The organism is Mycobacterium sp. H4Y (assembly GCF_000364405.1).
Taxonomy (GTDB): domain Bacteria; phylum Actinomycetota; class Actinomycetes; order Mycobacteriales; family Mycobacteriaceae; genus Mycobacterium; species Mycobacterium intracellulare.
This window is the reverse complement of the sequence record NZ_AKIG01000001.1, coordinates 1,428,401-1,454,901: the sequence shown is the minus strand read 5'-3', so window position 1 is coordinate 1,454,901 and position 26,501 is coordinate 1,428,401. Positions and strand designations below refer to the sequence as shown.

The following is a 26,501-nucleotide window of genomic DNA, read 5'->3' as shown; positions in this document are numbered from 1 at the left end:
GATGACGACTCCGACCGACACCCCGGCCGACGACGCGCCGGCAGCCAAACCCCCTCGCGGCGAACGGTTTTCCCAGCTGAGGGCGTTCGTGGCGGCCGACGAATCGCGGCCGGCCAAACTGGGCCTGCTGGGGTCGGTGCTGATCACCCTGGGCGGGCTGGGCGCGGGCAGCACCCGCCAGCACGACCCGCTGCTCGAGTCGATTCACATGTCCTGGCTGCGTTTTGGCCACGGCCTGGTGCTGTCGTCGATCGTGCTGTGGACCGGCGTCGGCCTCATGCTGATCGCCTGGCTGGGCCTGGGCCGCCGCGTGCTGGCCGGCGACGCGACCGAGTTCGTCATGAAGACCACCACCGGATTCTGGCTGGCGCCGCTGCTGGTGTCGGTGCCCGTCTTCAGCCGGGACACCTATTCGTATCTGGCGCAGGGCGCACTGCTGCGCGACGGCCTGGACCCCTACGCCGTCGGCCCGGTCGCCAATCCAAACATCTTGTTGGACAACGTCAGTCCCATCTGGTCGATCACGACCGCCCCCTACGGTCCGGCGTTCATCCTGGTGGCGAAGCTGATCACCGTCCTCGTCGGCAACAACGTGGTGGCGGGCACCATGTTGCTGCGGCTGTGCATGCTGCCCGGTTTGGCGCTGTTGATCTGGGCCACTCCGCGAGTGGCGCGGCACCTGGGCGCCGACCCCTCGACGGCGCTGTGGATCTGCGTGCTCAACCCGCTGGTGCTCATCCACCTGATGGGCGGCGTGCACAACGAGATGCTGATGGTGGGCCTGATGGCCGCCGGCATCGCGCTGACGTTCGGCGGTCGCCACGTCGCGGGCACCGCGCTGATCACGGTCGCCATCGCGGTCAAAGCCACCGCCGGCATCGCGCTGCCCTTCCTGGTGTGGGTGTGGGCGCGGGATCTGCGCGACCGGCGGGGATATCGTTCCGCGCGAGCGCTTCTCGCGGCCGCGGCGGCGTCGCTGCTGGTCTTCGCGGTGGTGTTCGCGATCCTGTCCGCGGTGGCCGGCGTGGGGCTGGGATGGCTGACCGCGCTGGCCGGTTCGGTGAAGATCATCAACTGGCTGACCGTGCCGACCGCGGCGGCCAACCTGATCCACGCGATCGGCAGCGGGCTGTTTCCCGTGAGCTTCTATCCGCTCCTGCGGGTCACCCGGCTGGTCGGCATCGCGATCATCGCGGTCTCGCTGCCGCTGTTGTGGTGGCGGTTCCGGCGTGATGACCGGGCCGCGCTCACCGGCATGGCGTACTCGATGCTGATCGTGGTGCTGTTCGTCCCGGCCGCGTTGCCCTGGTACTACTCGTGGCCGCTGGCGATCGTGGCTCCCCTGGCCCAGTCACGACGGGCGGTGGCGATCATCGGCGGCGCGTCGACCTGGGTGATGGTGATCTTCAAACCCGATGGCTCGCATGGGATGTACTCGTGGCTGCACTTCTCGCTGGCCACCGCCGTCGCGCTGATCGCCTGGTACACCCTGTACCGGACACCCCGCCCTCGGACCGGCCCGGCCGAGGTCGCCGCACCGGCTCAGTAGGCCATCGCCTGCGCCCGGCGCACGACTTCGCGGGCCTGGTGGGCATGCAGCGCGTCGACGGGGCGGGCATTGCTGATGGCGTCCTTGGTGCCGTCGCGGGTCACCGTCAGCGACGGGTCGGGGGTGAACAGCCAGCGCACGATCTCGGTGTCGTGGTAGCCGCCGTCGTGCAGGATCGTCAACAATCCCGGCAGGCTCTTGACCACCTCACCGGACTGGGTGAAGAACACCTGCGGCACCACCACGCCCTCGCCGCGCCGGACCGCGACCAGATGGCCATCGCGGAGCTGTTGGTGGACCTTGGTTACCGGGATTTTAAGCAATTCGGCGACCCGCGGGAGGTCGTAGATCGGCTCGTCGGGATCTAGCACATCGTCGCCGGCAGGAATACTGCTCATCCGCGCAAGTGTAAGCCTTGATACGCGCCGTGAGCCCGTGTTCTTCCGCCCAATCATGGCGCCGCACCTACGATGGCCCCGTGGCCCAAGCTCATCCGCCCGGCCGGGCCGGTCCGCATCGTCCGCCGGCGGAGGCCGGGACGGCGGACCCGTTGGACAACGCGTTGCTGGACGGCCGCTACCTGATCCAGGCGAAGATCGCCAGCGGCGGCACCTCGACGGTGTACCGCGGTCTCGACACCCGGCTCGACCGTCCCGTCGCCGTGAAGGTGATGGATTCTCGCTACGCGGGCGACGAGCAGTTCCTCACCCGCTTCCAGCGCGAGGCCCGCACCGTCGCACGCCTGAAGGATCCCGGGCTGGTCGCGGTCTACGACCAGGGCTCCGACGCTCGGCACCCGTTTCTGGTGATGGAGCTCATCGAGGGCGGCACCCTGCGCGAGCTGCTGGGCGAGCGCGGACCCATGCCGCCCTACGCCGTGGCGGCGGTGCTTCGTCCGGTGCTCGGCGGGTTGGCCGCCGCGCACCGCGCCGGTCTGGTGCATCGCGACGTCAAGCCGGAGAACGTGTTGATCTCCGACGACGGCGAGGTGAAGATCGCCGACTTCGGGTTGGTCCGCGCCGTCGCCGCCGCCGGAATCACCTCTACCAGTGTGATTTTGGGCACCGCGGCGTATCTGTCGCCCGAGCAGGTGCGCGACGGCGACGCGAGCCCGCGCAGCGACGTGTACTCCGCGGGCATCCTCGCCTACGAGCTGTTGACCGGGCACACCCCCTTCACCGGCGACTCGGCGCTGTCGATCGCTTACCGGCGGCTGGACACCGACGTGCCGGCGCCCAGCGCGTCCATCGACGGTGTGCCCGTGCAGTTCGACCAGTTCGTGCAGCGGGCGACGGCCCGCGACCCGGCCGACCGGTACGCCGACGCGACCGAGATGGGTGCCGATCTCGACGCGATCGCCGATGAGCTTGCGCTGCCGGACTTCTCCGTGCCGGCGCCACGCAACTCCGCGCAGCACCGCTCGGCCGCGCTGCAGCACAGCCGGATGGGCCAGCGCCCGGCCACCGCGCAGCAGCCCGGGCCCGCCCCGGTGCGCCAGCCCACCCGCCAACTGACCCGGGGCCCCGAGGATTGGCCGCGCCCGCAGCGCCCGGCCGCGGCCGTCGACGAACCCGACGAGGACGACGATGACTACGAATATGAGCCTGTCGCAGGCGAATTCGCGGGCATCCCGATCAGCGAATTCGTGTGGACCCGCCAGCACAATCGGCGCATGGTGCTGGTGTGGGTGGCGCTGGTGCTGGCGTTGACCGGCCTGGTGGCGACCGCGGCGTGGACCGTCGGAAGCAACCTCAACGGGCTGCTGTAGGCGCGCTCAGTCGCGCAGCATCTCGGCGACCAGGAAGGCCAACTCCAGCGACTGTTGGGTGTTCAGCCGTGGGTCGCACGCGGTCTCGTAGCGGCCGACCAGGTCGGTGTCCGAAATGTCTTGCGCCCCACCAAGACACTCGGTGACGTTCTCCCCGGTGATCTCGACGTGGATGCCGCCGGGATGGGTGCCCAGCGCGCGGTGCACCTCGAAGAAGCCCTGCACCTCGTCGACGATGCGGTCGAAGTGGCGGGTCTTGTACCCGTTGGACGACTCGTGGGTGTTGCCGTGCATCGGGTCGCACTGCCAGATCACCTGGTGACCGGTGGCCTGGACCTTCTCCACGATCGGGGGCAGCAGATCGCGCACCTTGTTGTTGCCCATCCTGCTCACCAGTGTCAGCCGGCCGGGCTTGTTGTGCGGGTCGAGCCGCTCGACGTATTCGACGGCCAACTCCGGGGTGATCGTCGGGCCGATCTTGACGCCGATCGGGTTGGCGATCACCTCCGCGAAGGCGATGTGCGCCCCGTCGAGCTGGCGGGTCCGCTCGCCGATCCACACGGTGTGCGCCGACAGGTCGTACAGCTGGGGCTCGCCGCTGTCGTTCTCGGACAGCCGCAGCATCGACCGCTCGTAGTCGAGCACCAAAGCCTCGTGGCTGGCGTAGATTTCGGCGGTCTGCAGGTTGCGGTCGGCCACCCCGCACGCGCTCATGAAGCGCAGGCCGCGATCGATCTCGGTGGCCAGCGCCGTGTAGCGGGCGCCCGCCGGCGAGGTCCGGACGAACTCGCGGTTCCAGTCGTGGACCAGATGCAGCGACGCCAACCCCGACGACGTCAGCGCACGAACCAGATTCATCGCCGCGCTGGCATTGGCGTAGGCGCGCACCAATCGCGACGGATCATGCTCGCGCACCGCGGCGTCCGGGGCGAAGCCGTTGATCATGTCGCCGCGGTAGGACTTCAACCCCAGCGCGTCGATGTCGGCCGATCGCGGTTTGGCGTACTGCCCCGCGATGCGGGCCACCTTGACCACCGGCATGCTCGAGCCGTAGGTCAGCACCACCGCCATCTGCAGCAGGGTGCGCACGTTGCCGCGGATGTGGGGTTCGGTGTTCTCGGTGAACGTCTCCGCGCAGTCACCGCCCTGCAGCAGGAACGCCTCACCCCTGGCCACCTGGGCGAGCTGCTCCTGTAGCCGCACGATCTCCATCGGCACCGTGACCGGCGGCACGCTCTCGAGGACCGTGCGCATCGCCGACGCCTGATCGGCGGGCCAGCTGGGTTGCTGGGCGGCCGGCTTGGCCAGCGCGGCGTCCAATCGCGCCCGCAGATCGGTCGGCAGCGGCGGCAGCGGCGGCAGCTGGTCGATCGGGATGTCGACGGTCCAGTTCATCGGTCCATCGTAACCGGGTCGCGGACGCCCCCGGTCAGGGTTGATCAGCGTGAACGCCGTCGAGCGCGGCCGTCTTAGTCTCCCGCCGTGATCAACCGGAAGCGGCGGAGCTGATCGCGGGCGTCGACCAACGCGTCGTGGGCATCGGGCGACCGCGGGGGCATCCGGGGGCTGCCCCGGTCTTCCCAGAGTTGCCGCAGCTCGCGGGTGAAACGCGGGATGGCCCGCGGCAGGTCCGGCATCGGGCCCCACAACTGGCACAGGGCGACGTGGTCGTAGGCCGCCACCCACGCCCACAGTTCGATCGGCTCAGCGGCCGCCCGCCCGGAATTGACGCCGAAGAACTCCTCCAGGTCCTCGCGGATCCGCCTGCGTGAGCGCCACACCTGCGACGCCGGGGGCGGCAGCTTGGGCAGCACGTTGGCGCGCACCCACGGGCCGGCGCGCTCGGGATCGAATTCCGTGGACACCGCGTAGTACTCGCGGCCGTCCTCGGCGGCCACCCCGATCGAGATGAGCTCGATGGTGCGGCCGTCCTCGATGAATTCGGTGTCGTAGAAGTACCGCACGAAGGGAGATTATCTGCTGATCAGGATCGGACCGGTGGGCGCCGGGGCGGGATGAACCTCGTCGTCCAACCTGGCGTCCACCGCACGTTGATCCGGAAACCGCGGCGTGCCCGCGATGGCGCACTGCAGGTAGAGCTTGGCCCGCACCACCGGGCGGCGCAGCCGCCGTTCGCGCTGCAGCGCGCGGCGCATCTTGTCCGGCTGCGTGGCGTACCGCCAGCGGGCCCAGGGCGCGTGCGGGCGCGACAGCCGGACCGCCCCGATCACCAGCAAGATGACCAGGAACATGCCCAGCAGGCCGGTCCAGACCTTGCCCTTGAGCACCACCACGACGGCCAGCGGCAGCGTCAACGCCATGGCGCCCCCCACCACGGCGCGCAGCGCCCACGAGTTGGCGTCGTGCCAGATCGGCAGGAAGAACATCAGCGGGTGCAGGCCCATCATCAGCAGCCCGGCCACCGCGACCGCGGCAAAGACCGCATCGACCGAGGTGCGGCCGTCCTCGGACCAGTAGACGTCGGACAGGTGCAGGATCAACGCGTACTCGTCGAGGACCAGGGCGGCCCCGCTCCCGAAAAACGTGGCGGCCATCATGAACTGGGGCTCGTGCCCGTCGATCGACAGGGTCACCAGCGTCAGCCCGGAGAGCAACGTGAGGACCACCCCGAACGTGACGTGGTGGATGTGCACTCCCCCGACGTGGACGTTGCGCGGGTGCCACCACTTGGTGGGCCGGCCGTTTTCGACGCGGTGCCGGATCAACCGCACGAACGTCCGCGTGACGAAAAACGTCAGGATGAAGGCCACCAGGCAGCACAACAGTGGCAGGTGGCCCCGGTCGTGAATGTCATGTTCGAACCATCGGGACATCTCGTCCACGAACGAGTGGAGCACCCTTGAAACCTACGCCTCCCCGCGCCGCGGCCGTGGGAGCCGCGCTGCACCAGGGGTGTCCGGGCGCGGGCACCCATTACGCTGTTGTGCGACATGAGTACACGGCAGGCGCCCGGGGCGGGCTTCTCAGGTAAGCGTGCCCCCGGGCGGGCGCTGGTGTGGGGCGCGGCTTGGCTGGCGGCCGCGGCGGGGCTGGGTTACGCGGCGTGGCAGCTGTTCGGGCACATCCCGTATCGCATCGACATCGACGTCTATCAGATGGGCGCCCGGGCCTGGATGGACGGCCGCCCGCTGTACCGCGGCGACGTGTTGTTCCACACGCCGATCGTCGATCTGCCGTTCACCTATCCGCCGCTGGCCGCCATCGTGTTCTGCCCGTTCGCCTGGATGCACATGCCGGCCGCCAGTGTCGCGATCACCGCCCTGACGCTGGTTTTGCTGGTCGTGTCGACCGTGATCGTGCTGACCCGGCTCGACGTCTGGAGCGCGTCGGCCGTGCTGCCCGGCCCGGCCTGGCTGCGCCGGTGGTGGCTGGCCGTCGTCGCCGCCGCGGCCGCGACGGTCTGGCTGGAACCCATCAGCTCGAACTTCGCCTTCGGCCAGATCAACGTGGTGCTGATGACGCTGGTGATCGCTGACTGCGTGCCGCGCCGCACGCCGTGGCCGCGCGGGCTGCTGCTGGGGGTGGGCATGGCGCTGAAGCTGACGCCGGCGGTTTTCCTGCTCTATTTCCTGCTGCGCCGCGATCACCGTGCGGCGTTGACCGCGCTGGCCTCGTTCGCTGGGGCGACGCTGCTGGGTTTCGTGCTGGCCTGGAACGACTCCTGGGAGTACTGGACGCACACCGTGCATCACACCGACCGGATCGGTTCGGCGTCGTTGAACACCGACCAGAACATCGCCGGCGCCCTGGCCCGGCTGGGGCTGGGACAGCAGGAGCGCTTCCTGCTGTGGGTGGCGGCGTCCCTGCTCGTGCTGGCGGCGACGGTGTGGGCGATGCGCCGGGTGCTGCGCGCCGGCGAGCCCACGCTCGCGCTGGTCTGCGTCGCCTTGTTCGGGCTGGTGGTCTCGCCGGTGTCGTGGTCGCACCACTGGGTGTGGGTGCTGCCCGCGGTGCTGGTGACGGCCGTCTTGGGCTGGCGGCGCCGCAACGCACTGCTGATGGTCGTCAGCGCCGTGGGGGTGGCGCTGATGAGGTGGACGCCGATCGACCTGCTGCCCAAGCATCACGAGGCGAGCGCGGTGTGGTGGCGCCAACTCGCCGGGATGTCGTACGTGTGGTGGGCGCTGGCGGTCATCGTCGCGGCCGGCGTCACCGTGACCGCCCGCGGCGTTTCGCGGGAGGCCGCGCCGGAGCCGCTGGCGCCGGCTACCGCCGTCGGTTAACCGGCCGCGGTCTCGGGAATCCGCGCGGCCTCACCGTCGGCCGCGTCACCGCCCTTTTTCAGGCTGGCCGCGTAGATGTCGACGTATTCCTGCCCGGACAGCCCCATCAGCTCGTAGATCACCTCGTCGGTGACGGCCCGCTCGATGAAGCGGTTGCCGGCCAGCCCGTCGAAGCGCGAGAAGTCCATCGGCTTGCCGAAGCGAACCGTGACCCGGCCGAACCGCAACATGTTGGTCCCGGGCGGGTTGACGACGTTGGTGCCGATCATCGCGACCGGGATCACCGGGACCCCGGTCTGCAGCGCCAGCCGCGCCAGCCCCGTCTTGCCCTTGTAGAGCCGGCCGTCCGGGGACCGCGTGCCTTCGGGATACATGCCCAGCAGCTTGCCCTCACCCAGCACCTGTTGCGCGGTGGTCAGCGCGGCCCGGGCGCTGTCGGCGTCGGTCCGGTCGATCGGCACCTGCCCGACGGCGGTGAAGAACCACCGCTGGAACCACCCCTTCAAACCGGTGCCGGTGAAATATTCCGACTTGGCCAGGAAGGTGATTCGGCGCCGCACCACCAGCGGAAGATAGAAGCTGTCCATCACGGCCAGGTGATTGCTTGCCAGTATCGCCGGCCCGGAGCTCGGAACGTGTTCTAGGCCTTCAACTTTCGGCCGCCCCAGCAGTGACAGCAACGGGCCGAGGAGCACGTACTTGAATAGCCAGTACCACATGGCCCTCCCTCTCGGCTACACCCCGCTGATGTACTGCGCCAACTGTACCTATCCCCACGGGAAGGGACCACCTGCGACGCAGCGCCCTCACTCGTCCAGCGTGACGGGGATGGGCTGATAACGCGTCCGCGCTTCGGCGTCGCCGCTGTCGGCCGCGCCGCCGGGCGGACCGGCGGGCGGCGGTTCCGGCGTCGGGCGCGACGCCCGGTCGATGTCGTCGACGATGTCGCGGATCACCTGAAGCAGGGCGATGCTGTGGTCGGCGATCGCGGTGAGCAAGGGGTGCTGGTCGCCGGTCGCCAGCGCGGCCAGGGCGCACACCGGGCACCACACCTGCTGGCACTTGCCGGTTCCCGGTCCGGCGCCGGCCGTCAGCGCCGCGGCCGCGCGCACCGCGGGGTCGATGCCGTCCAGGATCGTCTGGGCGAGCCTGCGTAGCTCCGGACCGATTTCGGGATGAGCCCCACTCACTTAGGCCACACCTCCGGATCTGGTCGAAAACGCACTGTCAGCTCACTACCCCGCAGGCGCGCGTCCAGCACGATGCAGCGCCGAAGCACCGACGCCAGCCTCACCCTGCGCCGCAATCCGCCGGCGCTGATGATGAGGTCGTCATCGACCCGCCCGAGGGTCAGCGCCGACGCATCGAGTTGCGGCAACGCTAGCCGCATCCGGTAGACGGACCCAAGTCCCGTCCCGGATTCGAGGTCGACGACGGGCCGCAACGGGCCCGGCGGCGCGGTGCCTCCCCGGCGGCGGGCGGCGTCGAGCAGCGCGCCCAGCGCCTTGGCGCCGATCGGCTCGCCGGACAGGTGTGGGGTCATCACGAGGGCCACCTCACCGATGGTGGCGTCGAGCTCGTCGAGCACACTGCGCTGCTCGGCGATGCGTTCGGTGTACCAGTAGAAGGCCGGGTGCTCGGGCAGGTTGCGGTACTCGTATGAGTCGTCTTGCGGCAGAACCTGATTCACGATCAGCTCTTCGACGCGCACGCCCATCAAGGCCAGCGACCCCAGTGTGCGGGCCGCCTCCGCGGCGACCACCCGCTCGGGGGTCAACACCAGGTGCGCACTGACCAGCTCGCCGTCGGTGAGCAGCGCGCCGAGCGTCTCCACGCTCGCGCTGATGCGCTCGAGCAGCTCGACCACCGCCGCCGAGCGGCCGTCGTCGGCGGTGACGGATAGCCGGCGATGCCGCGGCCACGCCCGCTCGACGTACAGCCCGAAGGTGGCGGGCAACGTCAACATCCGCAACGCGTCCGCGGTCGACGCGCAATCGACCACCACGCGGTCCCATCGTCCCGAGCCGGCCAGCTCACCGACGGCGTAGAGGCCGAGCACCTCCTGGACGCCGGGTAACGCCGAAAGCTCTTCGGGCGCAATGGTGCTCAATTCGGAGTCGGGGAACCGCCGGTCCAACGTGGCGACGGCCTCACGCCAACGGACCTCGAGCAGGGCAAGGGTGTCCAAGGCCAGCGCATCGAGAAATCCGCCGCCGGCCTCCGCTCGCCCGGTTTCGAGATCGGCGGACACCCGCACCAGTTCGTCCTGGCTGGGCGGGACGGGGGTGCCCAGCACATCACCAAGCGAGTGCGCCTGGTCGGTGGACACCACCAGCACCCGCTGTCCCGCGCTCGCAGAACTGACCGCGGTGGCGCAAGCCAGGGTGGATTTCCCTACCCCGCCTTTCCCAACGAAGAGACTGATCCGGGCCGGGGCGGGCGCAGCCGTCTCACTCAGCCTCGACTCGTTTCTTCAGATCCTTCAACGCGGTGTCGGTCAGACGACGCTCGGCCTTGCGCTTGAGCAGGCCGATCATCGGCATGGCCAAGTCGACGGAGAGTTCGTAGGTGACCTCGGTGCCAGATCCCTTGGGCGCCAACCGATATGAGCCTTCGAGGGCACGCAGCAGCGAGCTCGACACCAGCGTCCAGCTGACCGACTGGCGATCCTTGGGCCATTGGTAGGACATGACCATGGTGTCCTTGAGGACGGTGGCGTCCATGACGATCCGCGCCACCTTCGGGTAGCCGTCGGCGTCCTTCTCCTGAACCTCGGCTTCCTTGTACTCCGAGATCCACTGCGGGTAGGAATCGATATCCGCGATCACCCGCATCACGGTGCCCGGGTCGGCGTCGATGTAGATGGTTTGCGTCGTCTTCTCCGCCACCTGGTTGCTGCCCTCTCTCCCGCGAGCGGATGGGTCCCGGCTGCTCGGAACCGGCCGTGCGGGGACCCCCGTGGGTCTCGGTCCGACACGGTACTCTCCGCGCGGACCCGACCCGGCTAAACTACCGGAGAAACTCCGACCGGACGTGACCGTTCCAGTGTCGTCTTGACCTCGAAGGCCATTTTCTTGCCCGCCACTCGGCGGCGGTGTGTCATTTTCGCCAGGTTCAGCTTGGCCAGCTGCCAGGCCGCCACCCCGGTGGGCTCGGCGTGCAGGAAGTAGTGCAGCACCACCCCGTCCAGCCCCTCCATCAAAGGTTCCAGCCAGACCTCCATGGTCCCCGTCAACGCGCCGGTGACCGACCACCGGATGCCCTTGTCGGCGCGATCCTCGACGACCTGCAGCCGCAGGTCCGGCCACCAGCGGCGCCAACTAGCCCGATCTGCGACCGCGGCGCCCACCCGTGCGCCGTCGGCGGCGACAAACGTCTCATCCGCGATCTGGATGCTGTTCATGCCCACAGCTTCACACACCCGCATGCGGCGGGCGTCGGGGTCCCGGCCGCACCGACTGTGGCCGTGCTGGCTCGATGCTCGGATTAGGCTGGTCGACAGCAACCCCGGCTGCCGGGAAACGTCACGAGGTCAATTGAGGTCATAAGAGTGCGTGAGTACAGCGTCCCCGCCCGCTTTCCGGTCGACGATGACGACAACATCGCGGCGATGGTCTTCGAGCACGAGCGCGATGACCCGAACTTTGTCATCTACCAACGCCAGGTCGACGGCGAGTGGACCGACGTCACCTGCGCGGAGGCCGCCGGTCAGATCCGCTCTGCCGCACTGGGTTTGATCGCCCTGGGCGTGCAGGCGGGCGACCGGGTGTCGATCTTCTGTGCCACCTGCTACGAATGGGCGATCCTCGACCTGGCCATCCTGGCGGTCGGTGGGGTCACGGTGCCGATCTATGAGACGTCGTCGGCCGAACAGGTCCGCTGGGTGCTGCAGGACTCCGAGGCGGTGCTGGCCTTCGCCGAAACCGACGAGCACGCGGCGATGGTCACCGAGCTGACCGCCGAACTGCCCGCCCTGCGCCGGGTGCTGCACATCAACGGGTCGGGGCCCAAGGCGCTCGACCAGCTCGTCGAGGCCGGCGAGTCGGTGGAACCGGCCGAGCTCACCGCACGCCTGGAGGGCCTGCGGGCCGCGGACCCCGCGACGCTCATCTACACCTCGGGCACCACCGGGCGGCCCAAGGGCTGCCAGCTGACGCACTCCAACCTGCTGTACGAGACCCGCGGCGCCAAGGAGAGCCTGCCGACGCTGCTCGATGAGGGCCAGCGGCTGCTGATCTTCCTGCCCCTGGCCCACGTGCTGGCGCGCTCGCTGACCCTGTCCGCGTTCGCCAACAAGGTGACCGTCGGATTCACCAGCGACATCAAGAACCTGCTGCCGATGTTCGCGGTGTTCAAACCGACGGTGGTGGTGTCGGTTCCGCGGGTGTTCGAGAAGGTTTACAACACGGCGGAGCAAAACGCCGCGAACGATGGCAAGGGGCGCATCTTCGCCATGGCCGTGCAAACCGCCGTCGACTGGAGCGAGGCCTCCGACGGGGGCCGGCGGGGGCCGGTGCTGCGCGCCAAGCATGCGCTGTTCGACCGGCTGGTGTACCGCAAGCTGCGCGCGGCGCTGGGCGGCGACTGCCACGCGTCCGTGTCGGGCGGCGCGCCGCTGGGGTCGCGGCTGGGGCACTTCTACCGGGGCGTCGGCCTCACCATCCATGAGGGCTACGGCCTGACCGAGACCAGCTCCGCGATCACGGTCAACCAGGTCGGCAACGTCAAGATCGGCACGGTCGGAACGTTGTTGCCCGGCAACAGCATGCGCATCGCCGAGGACGGCGAGCTGCTGGTGCGCGGCGGCGTGGTGTTCAGCGGCTACTGGCGCAACGAGCAGGCCACCGCCGACGCGTTCACCGACGGCTGGTTCAAGACCGGCGACCTTGGTGTGCTCGACGACGACGGGTTCCTGAAGATCACCGGGCGCAAGAAGGAGATCATCGTCACCGCGGGCGGCAAGAACGTCGCCCCCGCCGTGCTGGAGGACCGGCTGCGGGCCCATCCGCTGATCAGCCAGGCCATGGTCGTCGGCGACGCCAAGCCGTTCGTCGGCGCGCTGATCACCATCGATCCAGAGGCGTTCGACGGCTGGAAACAGCGCAACCAGAAGGGATCCGGCGCGTCGGTGGCCGATCTGGCCACCGATCCCGACCTCGTCGCCGAGGTGGACGCGGCCATCAAGGACGCCAATCAGGCGGTGTCGCACGCCGAGTCGATCCGCAAGTTCCGCATCCTGCCCGTCGACTTCACCGAGGACACCGGGGAACTGACGCCGACGATGAAGGTCAAGCGCAACGTCGTGGCCGAAAAGTTCGCCTCCGACATCGAGGCCATCTACGAAAAGGACTGACCGCGCGCACCGCTAGCCGAGCAGCCCGGCCAGCCGTGTCGCCAGGGTGTCCCAGCGCCACTGGGCCGTCACCCAGTCGCGCCCGGCCGCGCCCATCGCGGCCGCCCGGTCCCGATCCGTCAGCAACTCGGTGACGGCGTCGGCGATCTCGGTCACCGAGCAACCGTCGACGACGAGCCCGGTTTCGTTGTGCCGCACGGTTTCCGGGGCCCCCCCGGACTTCCCGGCGACGACGGGCACGCCACTCGCGGAGGCCTCCAGGAAGACGATGCCCAGTCCCTCGACGTCCAGTCCGGCGCCGCGGGTGCGGCAGGGCATCGCGAACACGTCCGCCAGCGCGTGATGCGTTGGCAGTTCGGCGGCCGGCACGCCGCCGGTGAAGATCACGTCGTCGGCCACCCCGCAGTCGCGGGCCAGCGTCCGCAGTGATTCCAGGTAGGGTCCGCCGCCGACGATGACCAGGGCGGCCCCGTCGACGCGTCGCCGGATCGAGGGCAGCGCCTTGATGAGCATGTCCTGGCCTTTGCGGGGCACCAGCCGAGACACGCACACCACCGTGGGCCGCTCGCCCAACCCGTAGCGCCGACGCAACGCGGCGCGCCCGGCGGGATCGGGCCGGAACTTGTCGGTGTCCACCCCGGACGGCAGGTATTCCAGCGAGGCCTTGGGCCCGAAGGCGGGTGCGAACCGGGACCGCGTGTAGCGGCTGACGAACGTGACGATGTCGGTGTCGTCGCCGATGCGCCGCAGCACGGACCGCGCGACCGGCAGCATCGACCAGCCGACCTCGTGGCCGTGCGTGCTGGCCACCACCCGCTTCGCCCCCGCGCCCCGCGCTCGCCGGGCCAGCAGCGCCAGCGGCGCGGCCGCCCCGAACCAGACGGTCTCGATGCCGTCGTCGGCGATCAGCCGCCGCATCCGGGTGTCGACCGCCCGGCCGGGCAGCATCAGGGTGCCCGGATGGCGCACCACGCGGTAGCCGGCCGCCTCGGCCGAGCGGTCAAAGGCCTCGGCGCCCTTCCAGTGCGGCGCGTACACCGTCACCGAATGCGACCGGGCCTCGACGAGTCGGCCGACGAACTCACCGAGGTACGACTGGATGCCGCCCGGGCGGGGCGGAAAGTCGTTGGTTACCAGCAGGACCCGACTCACCTGCGACAGGCTAGCGTGGCGGCGGCGCCGTGCGTGCACACGGCCCGGTGCGTAGTTAGTGGGTCAGCCACTGGCGCCAGGCGGTGAGCAGGCCCGCCTCGCTGGTGTCCAGCACGTCGTGGGCGGCGGTCGCCATGTCGGCGCGCCTGAGGCCGCAGGTCGCCAGGTAGAGATCGTGCAGCTTCGGCGCTCCGAAGGTGTCGGCCACGAACCGGGCGAACCACCAGGCGCGGTCATAGGCCAGCGAGCGCGGCGCCCCCGGCACATCCAGGTCGGCGTCCGAGGGCAGCGTCATGGGCAGCAACCCCTCCTTGGGCACCGGCGTCGGGGGGCGGCCGACGAAGTCGGCGACGCCTTCGGTGAGCCAGCGGGGCGCGTCGGCAACGGTGTCCGCGCGTGCGGCGTAGTGAAAAAGCTCGTGGGCCAACACGATTCGCAGGGACGCCGCGCTCATGTTGGCCGCACCCGGCGCGAACACGATCCGCTGGCCCAGGGCGACCCGGCGAACGGGATCGATCCGGTCGGAGACCGTCGCGGCGGCGATGTCGGCCCACTGCGCCGCCGGTCCCCCGCCGGCGGCGGCGCGAAATTCCTCGTCGGTGCCTGCCGCGACGATCGAGATTTCCCGTGGCCAGTCGAGGCCCCAGAACGCCTCCACGGCGCCGATCGCGGCGCCCATGTCCGAGGCCACCCGAAACAACAGGCGCTCGCTGGACGGGCCGCCGAGGCCCAGCAGCCGGACGGTGCGGTCGCCGACGACGATCGACTTCGTCGAGGCGCTGACCTGGCTGCGCGCGGGCGTGATCAGCTGCGGGGGCCGGATCCGGCTGCTGCGTTCGGCGTCGAACGGCACGGCCGCGGCCACGATCAATTCGACGACGAAGACCCAGGCCAGCAGTAGCGGAAGCCGCCGACGCAGCGTGGAGTGTCTAGTAACGGCGGGCGTCGTAGATCGGGCCCGAGGAGTTCATCGGCACGACCTGTACCGGCACACCGTAGGTGGACGAATGGATCATCATGCCGTCACCGATGTACAGGCCGGCATGCGAGGCGTCGGAGTAGAAGGTGAGCACGTCACCGGGCTGCAGGTCCGACAGCGAAACGGGTTGACCGCCGTGGGCCATCGCCTGGCTGGAGTGCGGCAACGAGATGCCGGCTTGCTGGAACGCCCACATCACCAGTCCGGAGCAGTCGAATCCGCCGGGCGCGGCGCCGCCCCATACATAGGACGAGCCGACCTGGGTCAGCGCGGCCTGCACGACGGTGGCACGGTCACCGCCGCCGACCCCACCGCCGGGAGCCATCCCGGGCATGCCGCCTGGAGCCGGAGCCTCACCCGGCGCCTGCCCGGGTCCCGGGGGTGCCGCTTCCGGCGCCGGGGCACCGGGCGCCGGCGCCGCCGCGGGGACGGCGGCGGGTGCGGGATTGGCCAGCGCGGTGCGCTGGTCGGCGGTCAACGACATGTATTGCGACTTGACCACCGCGATCTGCACCTGCAGCTGACTTTGCTTGGACTGCAAGCTCGCTCGCACCGCGGCGGCCTGCTCGGCCGCGCTCTTGGCGTCGGCGGCGGACTTCGCGGACTCCCGCTCGGCCTTGGCGGCCTGCTCGCCGGCGATGCGGTAGCTCTTCATCTGGCTGGCCATCTGCGTGGCCATCACGCGTTGCACCGCGAGCTTGTCGATCAGCCCCTGCGGCGAACCGGCCGTCAGGATGGCCTGCATGCCGTCGACGCGACCACCCATGTACGCCGCCGCGGCCAGGTTGTTGACGGAGTTCTGGTACGACGCCAGATGGGCCTTCGCCGCGTCGACGGCGGCCTGGTCGTCGTTGTGCTTCTTGTCGGCGGCGCGCTGGGCGGCCAGCTTGTCATTCAGGTCGAGCTGGGCGCTGTGCATCGCCTCGGTGGTCTGCTCCGCCTGGCGCGACAGCTCGTTGAGTTTTGCCATGGCGTCCTGGGCCGGGTCCGCCCACGAGGGGGCGATCACCACACCGCACAGAATCGCGAAGCCAGCTAGCGTCCCTAGGGCCGAACGTGTCAGGACACGCGCAACCAGGCAACTAGAATCAAGCCTCAAGATTTGCTTCCTTAAACGGCCATCGACGAACACTGGTCGTCGAGCGGGTTTAGGTCTCAAACAGGTTACGAAACGATATCGGCGTTTGTCCAAAGCGGGCGGTTAAGAAATTAGAAAGAATTCTGTCATTTTCATGTGATCCATTCCGCCTGACCGAGGGCCGTTGGCGGACAAGGCATTTACGCTACACCAGATCCGCGGTCCCGACGAATCGGCACCAGACGAAGTCGCGGAGCCAGGCCGACCTCGGCGAGAACCTCCAATGCCGCTTGTTCGTCCTGCAATAAAGTATCCGGGACCCCGAGTATCACGCTGACCACGCAGTCGCGGCATCCGGGTCCGCGCACCGCGCAGTCGTCACAGTCGATCACCACCGGCGCGCCCGGCTCGGGCGGCGGCATGGCGACGTCGGTGGGTCGAGTTCTTGGTGCCATCGGGATCGGTCCTCTCGGTCTGGCTCCGACGAACATCACGCCGGTCTGCCCGAACGGTAACCGCGGGCACCGACATCTCCCCGGGGCCGCGGCGTGGGACGCCGCGGATGTCAGCCGTCGTGCTTAACGTCACCCCCGTGACTGCACGCGGGGCGACTCAGCTGAGCTTCGCCGACGTGGGATCACCCTTCACGCCCGACGAACTCTCGTTGCGCGACACCACCTTCGTCGTGGTGGACCTCGAGACCACCGGCGGACGCACCAAATCCGCCGCGGGAACCGAGCCGGACGCCATCACCGAAATCGGGGCGGTCAAGGTGCGCGGCGGCGTGGTGCTCGGCGAGTTCGCCACGCTGATCGATCCGCAGCGCAGCATCCCGCCCCAGGTCGTGCGGCTGACCGGCATCACCACGGCCATGGTGTCCGACGCGCCGACCATCGACGCCGTGCTGCCGATGTTTTTGGAGTTCGCCCGCTTGGACCAGGGGGCCGTGCTGGTCGCGCACAACGCCGGTTTCGACATCGGCTTCCTGCGGGCCGCCGCGCAGCGGTGCGACATCGCCTGGCCGCGGCCGCAGGTGCTGTGCACGGTGCGGTTGGCCCGCCGGGTGCTCAGCCGCGAGGAGGCGCCCAGCGTGCGGCTGGCGTCGCTGGCGCGGCTGTTCGCCGTCACCACCCAGCCCACCCACCGCGCCCTCGACGACGCACGCGCCACCGTCGACGTGCTGCACGCCCTCATCGAACGCGTGGGCAACCAGGGCGTGCACACCTACGCCGACCTGCGCTCCTATCTGCCCGACGTGGCACCGGCCCAGCGCCGCAAACGCGTGCTCGCCGACGGGCTCCCGCACCGGCCGGGTGTCTATTTGTTCCGCGGGCCGTCGGACGAGGTGCTCTACATCGGCACCGCGGTCGACCTGCGGCGGCGGGTCTTGCAGTACTTCACCGGCGCCGATCCGCGCGGCCGCATGAAGGAGATGGTCACGCTGGCCTGCGCGGTCGACCATGTCGAGTGCGCCCACGCGCTGGAGGCCGGTGTGCGCGAGCTGCGGCTGCTGGCCGCGCACGCCCCGCCGTACAACCGGCGATCCCGGTTCCCGCAGCGCTGGTGGTGGGTGGCGCTGACCGACGAGGCCTTCCCCCGCCTGGCGGTGGTGCGCGCCCCGCGCCACGACCGCGCCGTCGGCCCGTTCCGGGCGCGCGCCGACGCCGCTGACACCGCCGCCCTGCTGTCCCGCTTCACCGGGCTGCGCACCTGCACGAACCGGTTGGGGCGCACGGCATTACACGGGCCGCTGTGCGCCGAGGCGGAGGTCTCACCGTGCCCGGCCGCCCGCGACGTCACCGCCACCCAATACGCCGCGGCCGTCGCGCGCATGGCGGCGTTGGTCGACGGCGCGGACAACGCCGCCCTGACGTCCGCCGTGGCCCAGGTCGCCGCCCTCGCCGAGCGGCGTCACTTCGAGAGCGCCGCGCGGCTGCGCGACCGCACCGCCGCCGCGGTCGAGACGCTGTGGCGCGGTCAGCGGCTGCGCGCCCTGGTCGCCCTGCCCGAGCTGGTCGCCGCCGCGCCCGACGGCCAGGGCGGCTATCACCTCGCCGTCATCCGCCACGGCCAACTCGCCGCCGCGGGCAACGCCCGACGGGGGGTGCCGCCGATGCCGGTCGTCGACGCGATTACCGCTGGGGCACAAGCGATTCTGCCCGGGCCGGCCCCGCTGGGCGGGGCGCTGGTCGAGGAGACCGCGCTGATCGCGCGCTGGCTGGACGCTCCCGGCGTGCGCATCGTTCGGGTCGAGGCAACCGGGGACGGCGCGGGCTGGGCGTCCCCGCTGCGATCGGCCGGCGGGTGGGCGGCGTGGGCGGAGGCGGCCCGCTCGGCGCGGCTGGCCGCCGAGCAAGCCCTGCGCGATTCAGACCTGCTGGCCGAACCGCACCCAACGCGCGAGCAGCTGTTCGGCCGCGCCGGAGTCGATGGCCTTGCCGGCGCGGGCCAACCCGTCCTCCCACGCCGGCAGCCATTCGGCGCGACTGGATAACCCGGCGTGGGCCACGATCGCGCCGGCGGCGTTGAGGACGACGGCGTCGCGCACCGGGCCCTTGGCTCCGGCCAGCACCGCACGCACCTCCGCGGCGTTGGCCTGCGCGTCGCCGCCCAACAGGTCGTCGAGGTCGGCGCGGGGAAAGCCGAACCCGGCCGGATCGAACGTCAGCCGGTCCACGGTGCCGGCCTGTACCCGCCAGATCGTGCTGGTGGTCGTGGTCGTCAACTCGTCGAGCCCGTCGTCGCCGTGCACCACCAGCACGCTGGAGCGGCGGGCGGCGAACACCCCGGCCATCACCTCGGCCAGGTCGGCGAACGCGCAGCCGATCAATCCGGCCCGGGGCCGGGCCGGATTGGTAAGCGGCCCAAGGAGATTGAACACCGTCGGCACGCCGAGCTCGCGGCGCACCGCGGACGTGTGCCGGTACGACGGGTGGAACAACGGCGCGAAGCAGAACCCGATGCCGACCTCGGCGAGGCTGCGCGCCACCTCGTCGGGCCCGAGGTCGATACGGATGCCGAGCGCCTCGAGCGTGTCGGCGCCACCGGACAACGACGAGGCCGCCCGGTTGCCGTGTTTGACCACCGGCACACCCGCGGCCGCCGTCACGATCGCCGCCATCGTGGACAGGTTCACGGTGTTGACGCCGTCGCCGCCGGTTCCGACGATGTCGACGGTGTCCTCGGGCATCCCGGAATCGGGCATCGGCAGCGCATGGCCGAGCATGACCTCGGCCAGCTCGATCACCTCGGCCGACGTGGGCACCTTCACCTGCATCGCCACCGCGAAGGCCGCGATCTGGGCGGCGCTCGCCGCGCCGGTCATGATCTGGTCCATGGCCCAGGCGGCCTGGCCGCGGGTCAGGTCCTGACCGCCCGTCAGCCGGCCCAGCAGCCGCGGCCACGACGTCGCGGACCCGCCGGACGGCGAGACCTCAGATGACAAAGCCACGCGCCGATGGTCCCACGAGCACCACAGCGGCCCCAACCGTCGGCCGCGGGCGGCCCGACCACACACGCGCGCGACGCGCGAGGCATCAAATTGCGCCCCGGGTGGAGATCAACAACTACAAAGCGTCATACTTGCGGATGTGACCAGCGCTGTCGGGACCTCAGGTACTGCAATCACGTCGCGCGTTCATTCGCTGAATCGACCCAACATGGTCAGTGTCGGCACCATCGTCTGGCTCTCCAGCGAGTTGATGTTCTTTGCCGGCCTATTCGCGATGTACTTCACCGCGCGTGCCCAGTCCGGCGGAAAATGGCCGCCGCCGCCGACCGAGCTCAACCTGTACCAGGCCGTCCCCGTGACATTGGTGCTGATCGCGTCGTCGTTCACCTGCCAGATGGGCGTGTTCGCGGCCGAGCGCGGTGACGTGTTCGGGCTGCGCCGCTGGTACGTCATCACCTTCCTGATGGGCCTGTTCTTCGTTTGCGGGCAGGGGTATGAGTACTTCCACCTGGCGACCCACGGGACCACCATCCCCGGCAGCGCCTACGGCAGCGTGTTCTATCTGGCCACCGGGTTCCACGGCCTGCACGTGACCGGCGGCCTGGTCGCCTTCATCTTCTTGCTGGCGCGCACCGCGATGAGCAAGTTCACGCCGGCGCAGGCTACGGCCAGCATCGTCGTCTCGTACTACTGGCATTTCGTCGACATCGTGTGGATCGCGCTGTTCACCGTGATCTATTTCATCCGATGAGCAGGCGCTGGACGAACAGGAGTGCTCGGTTGAAGAAACTGGGGTCTACCCGATCCGGGTCGCGGCTTCCTCAGTCGCACCAAGGGCAGCGTGACCGTTCGCGGCGGCGGTTGCGCCGCCGCTTGTCGGGCGGCCTGCTGCTGCTGATCGCGCTGACCATCGCCGGTGGTGTGGCCGCCGTCCTGACCCCCCGCCCGCAGGTGGCCGTCGCCGACGAGTCGAACTCGGCGCTGCTGCGGACCGGCAAGCAGCTGTTCGACACGTCGTGCGTGTCCTGCCACGGCGCCAACCTGCAGGGCGTGCCCGATCGCGGGCCGAGCTTGATCGGCGTCGGCGAGGAAGCCGTCTACTTCCAGGTGTCCACCGGCCGGATGCCGGCGATGACCGGCGAGGCGCAGGCGCCCCGCAAGGAACCGATCTTCGACGAGGGCCAGATCGACGCCCTGGGCGCCTACGTGCAGGCCAACGGCGGCGGCCCGACGACCGTGCGCAACCCCGACGGCAGCCTGGCGATGCACTCGCTGCGCGGCGAGGACCTCGGCCGCGGCGGTGACCTGTTCCGGCTCAACTGCTCATCCTGCCACAACTTCACCGGCAAGGGCGGGGCGCTGTCGTCCGGCAAGTACGCGCCGGACCTGGAGCCCGCCAACGAGCAGCAGATCCTGGCGGCCATGCGGACCGGTCCGCAGAACATGCCGAAGTTCTCCGACCGCCAGCTGTCCTTCGAGGCCAAGAAGGACATCATCGGCTACATCAAGGCGGTGACCGAAGAGCGCCAGCCGGGCGGCTACGGCCTCGGCGGATTCGGACCCGCGCCCGAGGGGATGGCCGCCTGGATCATCGGGATGGTCGCCGCGATCGGGCTGGCACTGTGGATTGGGGCACGGGCATGAGCGACTCAGCTGACCACGGAAACGTTCGCGGCTCGGACACCGGCGGAAACCCGCACGGCACCGGCGAGCGGGAGCCCGACGACGCCGCGCTGGCCGCGATGTCGCAGCAGGAGCTGGTGGCGCTGGGCGGCAAGCTCGACGGCGTCGAGACCGTGTTCAAGGAAAACCGTTGGCCGGTCGAGGGCACCAAGGCCGAGAAGCGCGCCGAGCGTGGCGTTGCCCTGTGGCTTTTGCTGGGCGGCGGCGGTTTCGGGCTGGCGCTGCTGCTGATCTTTTTGTTCTGGCCGTGGGAGTACAAGCCCAAGGAGGCCGCGGACAGCTGGCTCTACTCGCTGACCACCCCGCTGTACGGCCTGACCTTCGGGATGTCGATCCTGTCGATCGGGATCGGCACCATCCTGTACCAGAAACGCTTTATCCCCGAAGAGATTTCGATTCAGGACCGGCACGACGGCGCCTCCCGCGACGTCGACCGCAAGACCGTCGTGGCGAACCTGGCCGACGCCTACAGCGGCTCCACCATCGGGCGGCGCAAGCTGGTCGGGCTGTCGCTGGGCGTGGGGCTGGGTGCGTTCGGCCTGTCCACCTTGGTGGCGTTTGCCGGCGGCCTGATCAAGAACCCGTGGAAGCCGGTGGTGCAGACCGCCAACGGCAAGAAGGCGGTGCTGTTCACCTCCGACTGGACCCCGCGCTACCACGGCGAGACCATCTACCTGGCACGCGCCACCGGCAGCTTCGCCGGGTCGCCGTTCGTCAAGATGCGGCCCGAGGACATCGACGCCGGCGGCATGGAAACCGTCTTCCCGTGGCGGGAGTCCGACGGTGACGGCACCACCCCGGAGTCGCAGGAGAAGCTGCGCGCGATCAACCAGGGCGTGCGTAATCCCGTGATGCTCATCCGGATTCGCCCCACCGACATGCACCGCGTGGTCAAGCGGCAGGGCCAGGAGAGCTTCAACTTCGGCGAGCTGTTCGCCTACACGAAGGTCTGCTCGCACCTGGGCTGCCCCGCGTCGCTCTACGAGGAGCAGTCCTACCGAATCTTGTGCCCTTGCCACCAGTCGCAGTTCGACGCGCTGCACTTCGCCAAGCCGATCTTCGGGCCGGCGGCGCGTGCGTTGGCGCAACTGCCGATCACCATCGACACCAACGGGTATCTGGTCGCCAACGGTGACTTCATCGAGCCCGTCGGACCGGCATTCTGGGAGAGGACGACATCATGAGTCCCAAACTGAGTCCCCCGAAGATCGGCGACGTCCTGGCCCGCCAGGGCGAGGACATCGATACGCGCTATCACCCCTCGGCTGCCGTACGCAGACAGCTCAACAAGGTGTTCCCCACCCACTGGTCGTTCCTGCTGGGCGAGATCGCGATGTACAGCTTCATCGTGTTGCTGCTCACCGGGGTGTACCTGACGCTGTTCTTCGACCCGTCCATGGGCGAGGTCACCTACAACGGCGCCTACCAGCCGCTGCGCGGGGTGGACATGTCGAAGGCGTTCGCGTCGACCCTCGACATCTCCTTCGAGGTACGCGGCGGCCTGTTCGTTCGTCAGGTCCACCACTGGGCCGCGCTGATCTTCTCGGCGTCGATCATGGTGCACCTGGCCCGCATCTTCTTCACCGGCGCGTTCCGTCGGCCGCGCGAGGCGAACTGGGTCATCGGTTCGCTGCTGCTGATCCTGGCCATGTTCGAGGGCTACTTCGGCTACTCGCTGCCCGACGACCTGTTGTCGGGCATCGGGTTGCGCGCGGCCCTGTCCTCGATCACGTTGGGCATGCCGGTGATCGGCACCTGGCTGCACTGGGCCCTGTTCGGCGGTGACTTCCCCTGCGGCGGCGTCGGAAACGAATGCGCCACAGCGGGTTACATCATCCCCCGCATGTATGCCCTGCACATCCTGCTGCTGCCCGGCATCATCCTGGCGTTGATCGGGCTGCACCTGGCCATGGTGTGGTTCCAGAAGCACACCCAGTTCCCGGGACCGGGCCGCACCGAGCACAACGTGGTCGGCGTGCGGGTGATGCCGGTGTTCGCCGTGAAGTCCGGCGCGTTCTTCGCCGCGATCGTCGGCGTGCTGGGTCTGCTCGGCGGTCTGCTGCAGATCAACCCGATCTGGAACCTGGGGCCCTACAAGCCATCTCACGTCTCGGCGGGCTCGCAGCCGGACTTCTACATGATGTGGACCGAAGGCCTGGCCCGTATCTGGCCGCCATGGGAGTTCTACTTCTGGCACCACACCATCCCGGCGGTGGTCTGGGTGGCGCTGATCATGGGCGGGGTCTTCGTCCTGCTGATCATCTACCCGTTCCTGGAGAAGCGGTTCAGCGGTGACTACGCGCACCACAACCTGCTGCAACGCCCGCGCGACGTGCCGGTGCGCACGTCGATCGGCGCGATGGCGATCGCGTTCTACATGGTGCTCACGCTGAGCGCGATGAACGACATCATCGCGTTCAAGTTCGACATCTCGCTGAACGCGACGACGTGGATCGGCCGCATCGGCATGGTGATCGTCCCGCCGATCGTCTACTTCGTCACCTACCGGTGGTGCATCGGCCTGCAACGCAGCGACCGCGCGGTGCTCGAGCACGGCATCGAGACCGGCATCATCAAGCGGCTGCCGCACGGTGCCTACATCGAGCTGCACCAGCCGCTGGGCCCGGTCGACGACCACGGCCACCCGCTGCCGCTCGAGTACCAGGGCGCGGCGCTGCCCAAGAAGATGAACAAGCTGGGCTCGGCCGGGACGCCGGGCAGCGGCAGCTTCATGTTCGCCGATCCGGCGTCCGAGGACGCGGCGTTGCGGGAGGCGGCGCACCGCTCCGAGCAGCGTGCCCTGACCGCACTGCGCGAACACCAGGACAGCCTCAACGGTTCGACGAACGGTTCGACCAACGGCTCGACCGACGGCGAGCACTGACCCGCTCAGCCCGGCTCCCCATCGGCCCCCTGGCCGACGCGGGAGCCGGGCAATCGAGCACCCGCAATCACCCACGAGCGCGCGCGACACATAAGCATTGCGACGACGCACGACGTGTCGTCGCAATGCTTATGTGTCGATGGTTTACACCTCGACGGCGATACGCGTCAGCGCTCGTCGACCACGCGGCGCAGCTGGCGGATATGCAGCCACTCGACCGCCGGCATCGCCGCGGTGATGGCACCGGCGAATACATACGCCGTCCAGGACGCGCCGTCGTGGCCGACGGCCATCAGGTAGGTCGCCGTCGCGACCGCGATCAGCGCCGCACCCATGGTGCCGGTCAGTATGACCGTGCCGCGCAACCAGACTCGGTCCACCGTCTCCCCTGACCACTCGGCATCCGTCTTCGCCGGCGCCGCCTGCACCGTGGCCTGCCGGGCCCGCTCGGCCGCCGTGCGCGGCGCCTGAGACATCAGGCGCACCGGCGGCCGGTTCGGCGCTGTCATCGCCCGGGCGGCCGGCTCGGACTGAGACATCCGCCGGGCCCGCAACAGTATTGGGATCGCGCCCGCGATGATCAGCGCGGAAACGATGATGACCGCATACAACACCCAGGTGGTGTGCGGGCTGCTGGCCGATTTGTGAAAGCCCCGGCCCAGATCGGTGAGCGCGACGGCCGCGGCCACGCTGACGCCCAACAGCACCAGGTAGATGGCGGCGCAGGCGCCGAGCAAAATGCGGTCGATCACCTCGGGCGAAACGGTGTCGTCGCCGATTCCGCGCCGGTATGCCGAATATCTGCTGACCATCAGCAGCTCGTCTGCGGCGAGTCGTTGCTGTTCGACGACAGCACGGTTCCGTCGCTCGTCGTGATCGAGCAATTGAGCCTGCTGACCCGGAACAGGCTGGAGGCCTCCACCGAGCCCACGTCGGATTGCGAGATCGGGGTGACGGTCATCGACCAGGGGATGTACACGTTGTGCTGGGTGCGCCGGCGGCCGGACGCGTCGACGTAGGTCACCGAAATGATGTCGCCCGGGGCCTTGGTGCCGGTCACCGAGTAGGTGACCTGCCGCGGCCCGGCCGGCGTCGTCGGCGGCGGTGGCGCCGCCGCGGTGGAGGTCGCCGGCGGTGCCGGAGCGGGTGCGGGCGGGGGCGGCGGTGCCGGAGAGGGCGTCACCGTCACAGTCTGTGTCTCCGTTGCTGTCGGGGGCGGCGGCGGTTCGGTCGTGGGTGGCGGTGGAGGCGGCGGCGGTGGTTTGGTGGTCGTGATCTCGTCCTGCATCGGCGGCGTGGACGGGGCGGTGGTGGTGTTGGGGTTGGCCAGCTTGGTGGTGTCGGTCCGGGCGAACAGCAACGACACCGATACGACGAGCGCGATCGCGGCCACGATGGCGGCGATCCCCACCACCCACGGCCAGCGCGCGGTGCTGCGTTCGTCCTCGTCGGCGGACTCGTCGTAGTCCTCATAGTCGTAGAGCCGCAGATCGGCGGGTAGGTAGGGGCCGCTGGTGAAGTGCTCGGACTCCGGGGCCGAGTAGGCACGCGAGTATGCGTCCGTCTGGTCAGCGGCGGCCAGTTCGGCGCTGTCGTCGAAGGGTTCCGCCGCGCCCTCGACGTCGTGGTCGCCGCCGGGCTCCCCGTCGTCAGCGGGGTCGTCACCGGCGTCCGCGTGGTGGCTGATCGGGTCGACAGGATCGGATTCGTCAGGTTCCCATCCCGGGGGTTTCGACCCGCTCATCTCTGCCCTTTGCCTACCCTGTTCGACTGCATCACCTGCGCGTAAAACTCCGCAATCACCTCGTTGCCGGGCGCGCTGGGAACTTCTCATTGCCTGCGCGAAACACTACCGAACCCAAAACGGGCAGAGCCGCCGTGGCGATCGGCGCAAGCGATCACGTGATCGGATTGTGACCTTTATGCCGCGAATCAGTGCTTCTCAGGACCCAGGTAGTACTCGAAGACCAGTCCGGCCACCGACGACAGGACGAACATGACGCCGGCGAAGATCAGCCACGGCAGCCACAGCCCGATGCCCACCGCCACCACCGAGCCCGACAGCGCGATCAGGATCGGCCACCAGCTGTGCGGGCTGAAGAAGCCCAATTCCCCTGCTCCGTCGCTGATCTCGGCGCCTTCGTAGTCCTCGGGCCGGGTGTCGAGCCGGCGCGCCACGAACCGGAAGAAGGTGGCCACGATCAGCGCCAGCCCACCCGTCAGCGCGAGCGCGGTGGTGCCCGCCCACTCTTCCCCGCCGGTGGCGAACAGCGCGGTCAAAACCCCGTAGAGCAGCGCAACCACAAAGAAGAACCCGGCGATGAACTCGAATAGCCTGGCTTCGATATGCATTTGGTGTC

General features: G+C 69.3%; 25 protein-coding genes and 1 pseudogene. 9 read left to right on the top strand and 17 right to left on the bottom strand.

Annotated features, from left to right (window positions below; genetic code table 11):
* Position 1 precedes the first annotated feature (1 nt).
* Entirely contained in the window at positions 2 to 1,549 is a 1,548-nt protein-coding gene (locus W7U_RS06510) for an alpha-(1->6)-mannopyranosyltransferase A (RefSeq protein WP_008256114.1), read from the top strand.
* Here W7U_RS06510 and W7U_RS06505 read toward each other — a convergent pair.
* Entirely contained in the window at positions 1,543 to 1,947 is a 405-nt protein-coding gene (locus W7U_RS06505; RefSeq protein WP_008256113.1) for an Rv2175c family DNA-binding protein, read from the bottom strand. The genes W7U_RS06510 and W7U_RS06505 overlap by 7 nt on opposite strands.
* Positions 1,948 to 2,027: 80 nt before the next feature.
* On the opposite strand from W7U_RS06505, the gene W7U_RS06500 reads away from it, so the two are divergent.
* A complete protein-coding gene (locus W7U_RS06500; protein WP_008256112.1) occupies positions 2,028 to 3,317 on the top strand; it encodes a protein kinase in 1,290 nt (429 codons plus the stop codon).
* A 6-nt stretch (positions 3,318 to 3,323) separates the two neighbouring features.
* Here W7U_RS06500 and W7U_RS06495 read toward each other — a convergent pair whose 3' ends face one another.
* From W7U_RS06495 to W7U_RS06485, 3 genes are all read right to left on the bottom strand, one after another.
* Entirely contained in the window at positions 3,324 to 4,712 is a 1,389-nt protein-coding gene (locus W7U_RS06495; protein ID WP_008256111.1) for a 3-deoxy-7-phosphoheptulonate synthase class II, read from the bottom strand.
* A gap of 74 nt (positions 4,713 to 4,786) precedes the next feature.
* Positions 4,787 to 5,281, bottom strand: a complete 495-nt coding sequence (locus W7U_RS06490; protein ID WP_008256110.1) for a polyadenylate-specific 3'-exoribonuclease AS — start codon at positions 5,279 to 5,281, stop codon at positions 4,787 to 4,789.
* 9 nt (positions 5,282 to 5,290) lie between these two features.
* The gene (locus tag W7U_RS06485; protein ID WP_170320589.1) at positions 5,291 to 6,151 is read right to left on the bottom strand and encodes a hypothetical protein; all 861 of its coding nucleotides are present in this window, start codon (positions 6,149 to 6,151) and stop codon (positions 5,291 to 5,293) included.
* Between the two features lie 117 nt (positions 6,152 to 6,268).
* Between W7U_RS06485 and W7U_RS06480 the strand changes: the two genes are divergently transcribed.
* Entirely contained in the window at positions 6,269 to 7,561 is a 1,293-nt protein-coding gene (locus W7U_RS06480; protein WP_193375232.1) for a glycosyltransferase 87 family protein, read from the top strand.
* Here W7U_RS06480 and W7U_RS06475 read toward each other — a convergent pair.
* From W7U_RS06475 to W7U_RS06455, 5 genes are all read right to left on the bottom strand, one after another.
* Positions 7,558 to 8,280: a lysophospholipid acyltransferase family protein gene (locus tag W7U_RS06475; protein ID WP_008256099.1), complete on the bottom strand. Its 723-nt coding sequence runs from the start codon at positions 8,278 to 8,280 to the stop codon at positions 7,558 to 7,560. The genes W7U_RS06480 and W7U_RS06475 overlap by 4 nt on opposite strands.
* A gap of 87 nt (positions 8,281 to 8,367) precedes the next feature.
* A complete protein-coding gene (locus tag W7U_RS06470; protein WP_008256098.1) occupies positions 8,368 to 8,751 on the bottom strand; it encodes a hypothetical protein in 384 nt (127 codons plus the stop codon).
* Entirely contained in the window at positions 8,748 to 10,019 is a 1,272-nt protein-coding gene (locus tag W7U_RS06465) for an ArsA family ATPase (RefSeq protein WP_197538615.1), read from the bottom strand. Before W7U_RS06465 ends, W7U_RS06470 begins: the two co-directional genes overlap by 4 nt.
* Positions 10,012 to 10,449 (bottom strand): SRPBCC family protein, encoded by a 438-nt coding sequence (locus tag W7U_RS06460; RefSeq protein ID WP_008256096.1) that lies wholly within the window; start codon positions 10,447 to 10,449, stop codon positions 10,012 to 10,014. The genes W7U_RS06465 and W7U_RS06460 overlap by 8 nt, the downstream gene beginning before the upstream one ends.
* A 116-nt stretch (positions 10,450 to 10,565) precedes the next feature.
* Positions 10,566 to 10,964 (bottom strand): hypothetical protein, encoded by a 399-nt coding sequence (locus tag W7U_RS06455; protein ID WP_008256095.1) that lies wholly within the window; start codon positions 10,962 to 10,964, stop codon positions 10,566 to 10,568.
* Between the two features lie 147 nt (positions 10,965 to 11,111).
* Here W7U_RS06455 and W7U_RS06450 point away from each other — a divergent pair, with 147 nt between their 5' ends.
* Complete coding sequence (locus W7U_RS06450; RefSeq protein WP_008256088.1) at positions 11,112 to 12,914, top strand: long-chain fatty acid--CoA ligase; 1,803 nt, start codon at positions 11,112 to 11,114, stop codon at positions 12,912 to 12,914.
* 12 nt (positions 12,915 to 12,926) lie between these two features.
* Here the strand turns inward: W7U_RS06450 and pimB are convergent, their stop codons facing one another.
* From pimB to W7U_RS25320, 4 genes are all read right to left on the bottom strand, one after another.
* On the bottom strand, positions 12,927 to 14,066 hold the full coding sequence (pimB, locus tag W7U_RS06445; RefSeq protein ID WP_008256086.1) for a GDP-mannose-dependent alpha-(1-6)-phosphatidylinositol monomannoside mannosyltransferase: 1,140 nt from the start codon (positions 14,064 to 14,066) through the stop codon (positions 12,927 to 12,929).
* A gap of 55 nt (positions 14,067 to 14,121) precedes the next feature.
* A complete protein-coding gene (locus tag W7U_RS06440; RefSeq protein WP_008256084.1) occupies positions 14,122 to 14,937 on the bottom strand; it encodes a DUF4157 domain-containing protein in 816 nt (271 codons plus the stop codon).
* 58 nt (positions 14,938 to 14,995) lie between these two features.
* A complete protein-coding gene (gene ripC, locus W7U_RS06435; protein WP_008256081.1) occupies positions 14,996 to 16,144 on the bottom strand; it encodes a peptidoglycan hydrolase RipC in 1,149 nt (382 codons plus the stop codon).
* A gap of 179 nt (positions 16,145 to 16,323) precedes the next feature.
* Positions 16,324 to 16,578 carry a hypothetical protein gene (locus W7U_RS25320; protein WP_225342909.1) on the bottom strand — a complete coding sequence of 85 codons (255 nt, stop codon included), beginning with the start codon at positions 16,576 to 16,578 and terminating at the stop codon, positions 16,324 to 16,326.
* A gap of 107 nt (positions 16,579 to 16,685) precedes the next feature.
* On the opposite strand from W7U_RS25320, the pseudogene W7U_RS06430 reads away from it, so the two are divergent.
* Positions 16,686 to 18,554: pseudogene (locus tag W7U_RS06430) on the top strand (DEDD exonuclease domain-containing protein); the annotation flags it as partial.
* On the opposite strand, the gene trpD reads toward W7U_RS06430, so the two are convergent.
* Entirely contained in the window at positions 18,492 to 19,574 is a 1,083-nt protein-coding gene (trpD, locus tag W7U_RS26690; protein ID WP_008256077.1) for an anthranilate phosphoribosyltransferase, read from the bottom strand. The pseudogene W7U_RS06430 and the gene trpD sit on opposite strands and share 63 nt — an antisense overlap.
* Before the next feature lie 139 nt (positions 19,575 to 19,713).
* Here trpD and W7U_RS06425 point away from each other — a divergent pair, with 139 nt between their 5' ends.
* Genes W7U_RS06425 through W7U_RS06410 form a run of 4 tightly spaced genes read left to right on the top strand, consistent with a single transcriptional unit; the run spans position 19,714 to position 24,141 of the window.
* Positions 19,714 to 20,325 (top strand): heme-copper oxidase subunit III, encoded by a 612-nt coding sequence (locus tag W7U_RS06425; protein WP_008256075.1) that lies wholly within the window; start codon positions 19,714 to 19,716, stop codon positions 20,323 to 20,325.
* A gap of 29 nt (positions 20,326 to 20,354) precedes the next feature.
* Entirely contained in the window at positions 20,355 to 21,218 is an 864-nt protein-coding gene (locus W7U_RS06420; RefSeq protein ID WP_026071573.1) for a cytochrome c, read from the top strand.
* The gene (locus W7U_RS06415) at positions 21,215 to 22,441 is read left to right on the top strand and encodes a ubiquinol-cytochrome c reductase iron-sulfur subunit (RefSeq protein WP_008256067.1); all 1,227 of its coding nucleotides are present in this window, start codon (positions 21,215 to 21,217) and stop codon (positions 22,439 to 22,441) included. Before W7U_RS06420 ends, W7U_RS06415 begins: the two co-directional genes overlap by 4 nt.
* Positions 22,438 to 24,141 (top strand): cytochrome bc complex cytochrome b subunit, encoded by a 1,704-nt coding sequence (locus W7U_RS06410; protein WP_008256064.1) that lies wholly within the window; start codon positions 22,438 to 22,440, stop codon positions 24,139 to 24,141. Before W7U_RS06415 ends, W7U_RS06410 begins: the two co-directional genes overlap by 4 nt.
* A gap of 167 nt (positions 24,142 to 24,308) precedes the next feature.
* Here W7U_RS06410 and W7U_RS06405 read toward each other — a convergent pair whose 3' ends face one another.
* The 3 genes from W7U_RS06405 to W7U_RS06395 all read right to left on the bottom strand — a co-directional run bounded on the left by W7U_RS06405 (position 24,309) and on the right by W7U_RS06395 (position 26,493).
* Positions 24,309 to 24,953, bottom strand: coding sequence for a DUF2561 family protein (locus tag W7U_RS06405; RefSeq protein ID WP_008256063.1), 645 nt, complete (start codon positions 24,951 to 24,953; stop codon positions 24,309 to 24,311).
* Complete coding sequence (locus W7U_RS06400) at positions 24,953 to 25,885, bottom strand: MmpS family transport accessory protein (protein WP_008256057.1); 933 nt, start codon at positions 25,883 to 25,885, stop codon at positions 24,953 to 24,955. The genes W7U_RS06405 and W7U_RS06400 overlap by 1 nt, the downstream gene beginning before the upstream one ends.
* 188 nt (positions 25,886 to 26,073) lie before the next feature.
* A complete protein-coding gene (locus W7U_RS06395; protein ID WP_008256055.1) occupies positions 26,074 to 26,493 on the bottom strand; it encodes a cytochrome c oxidase subunit 4 in 420 nt (139 codons plus the stop codon).
* Between the last annotated feature and the right edge of the window lie 8 nt (positions 26,494 to 26,501).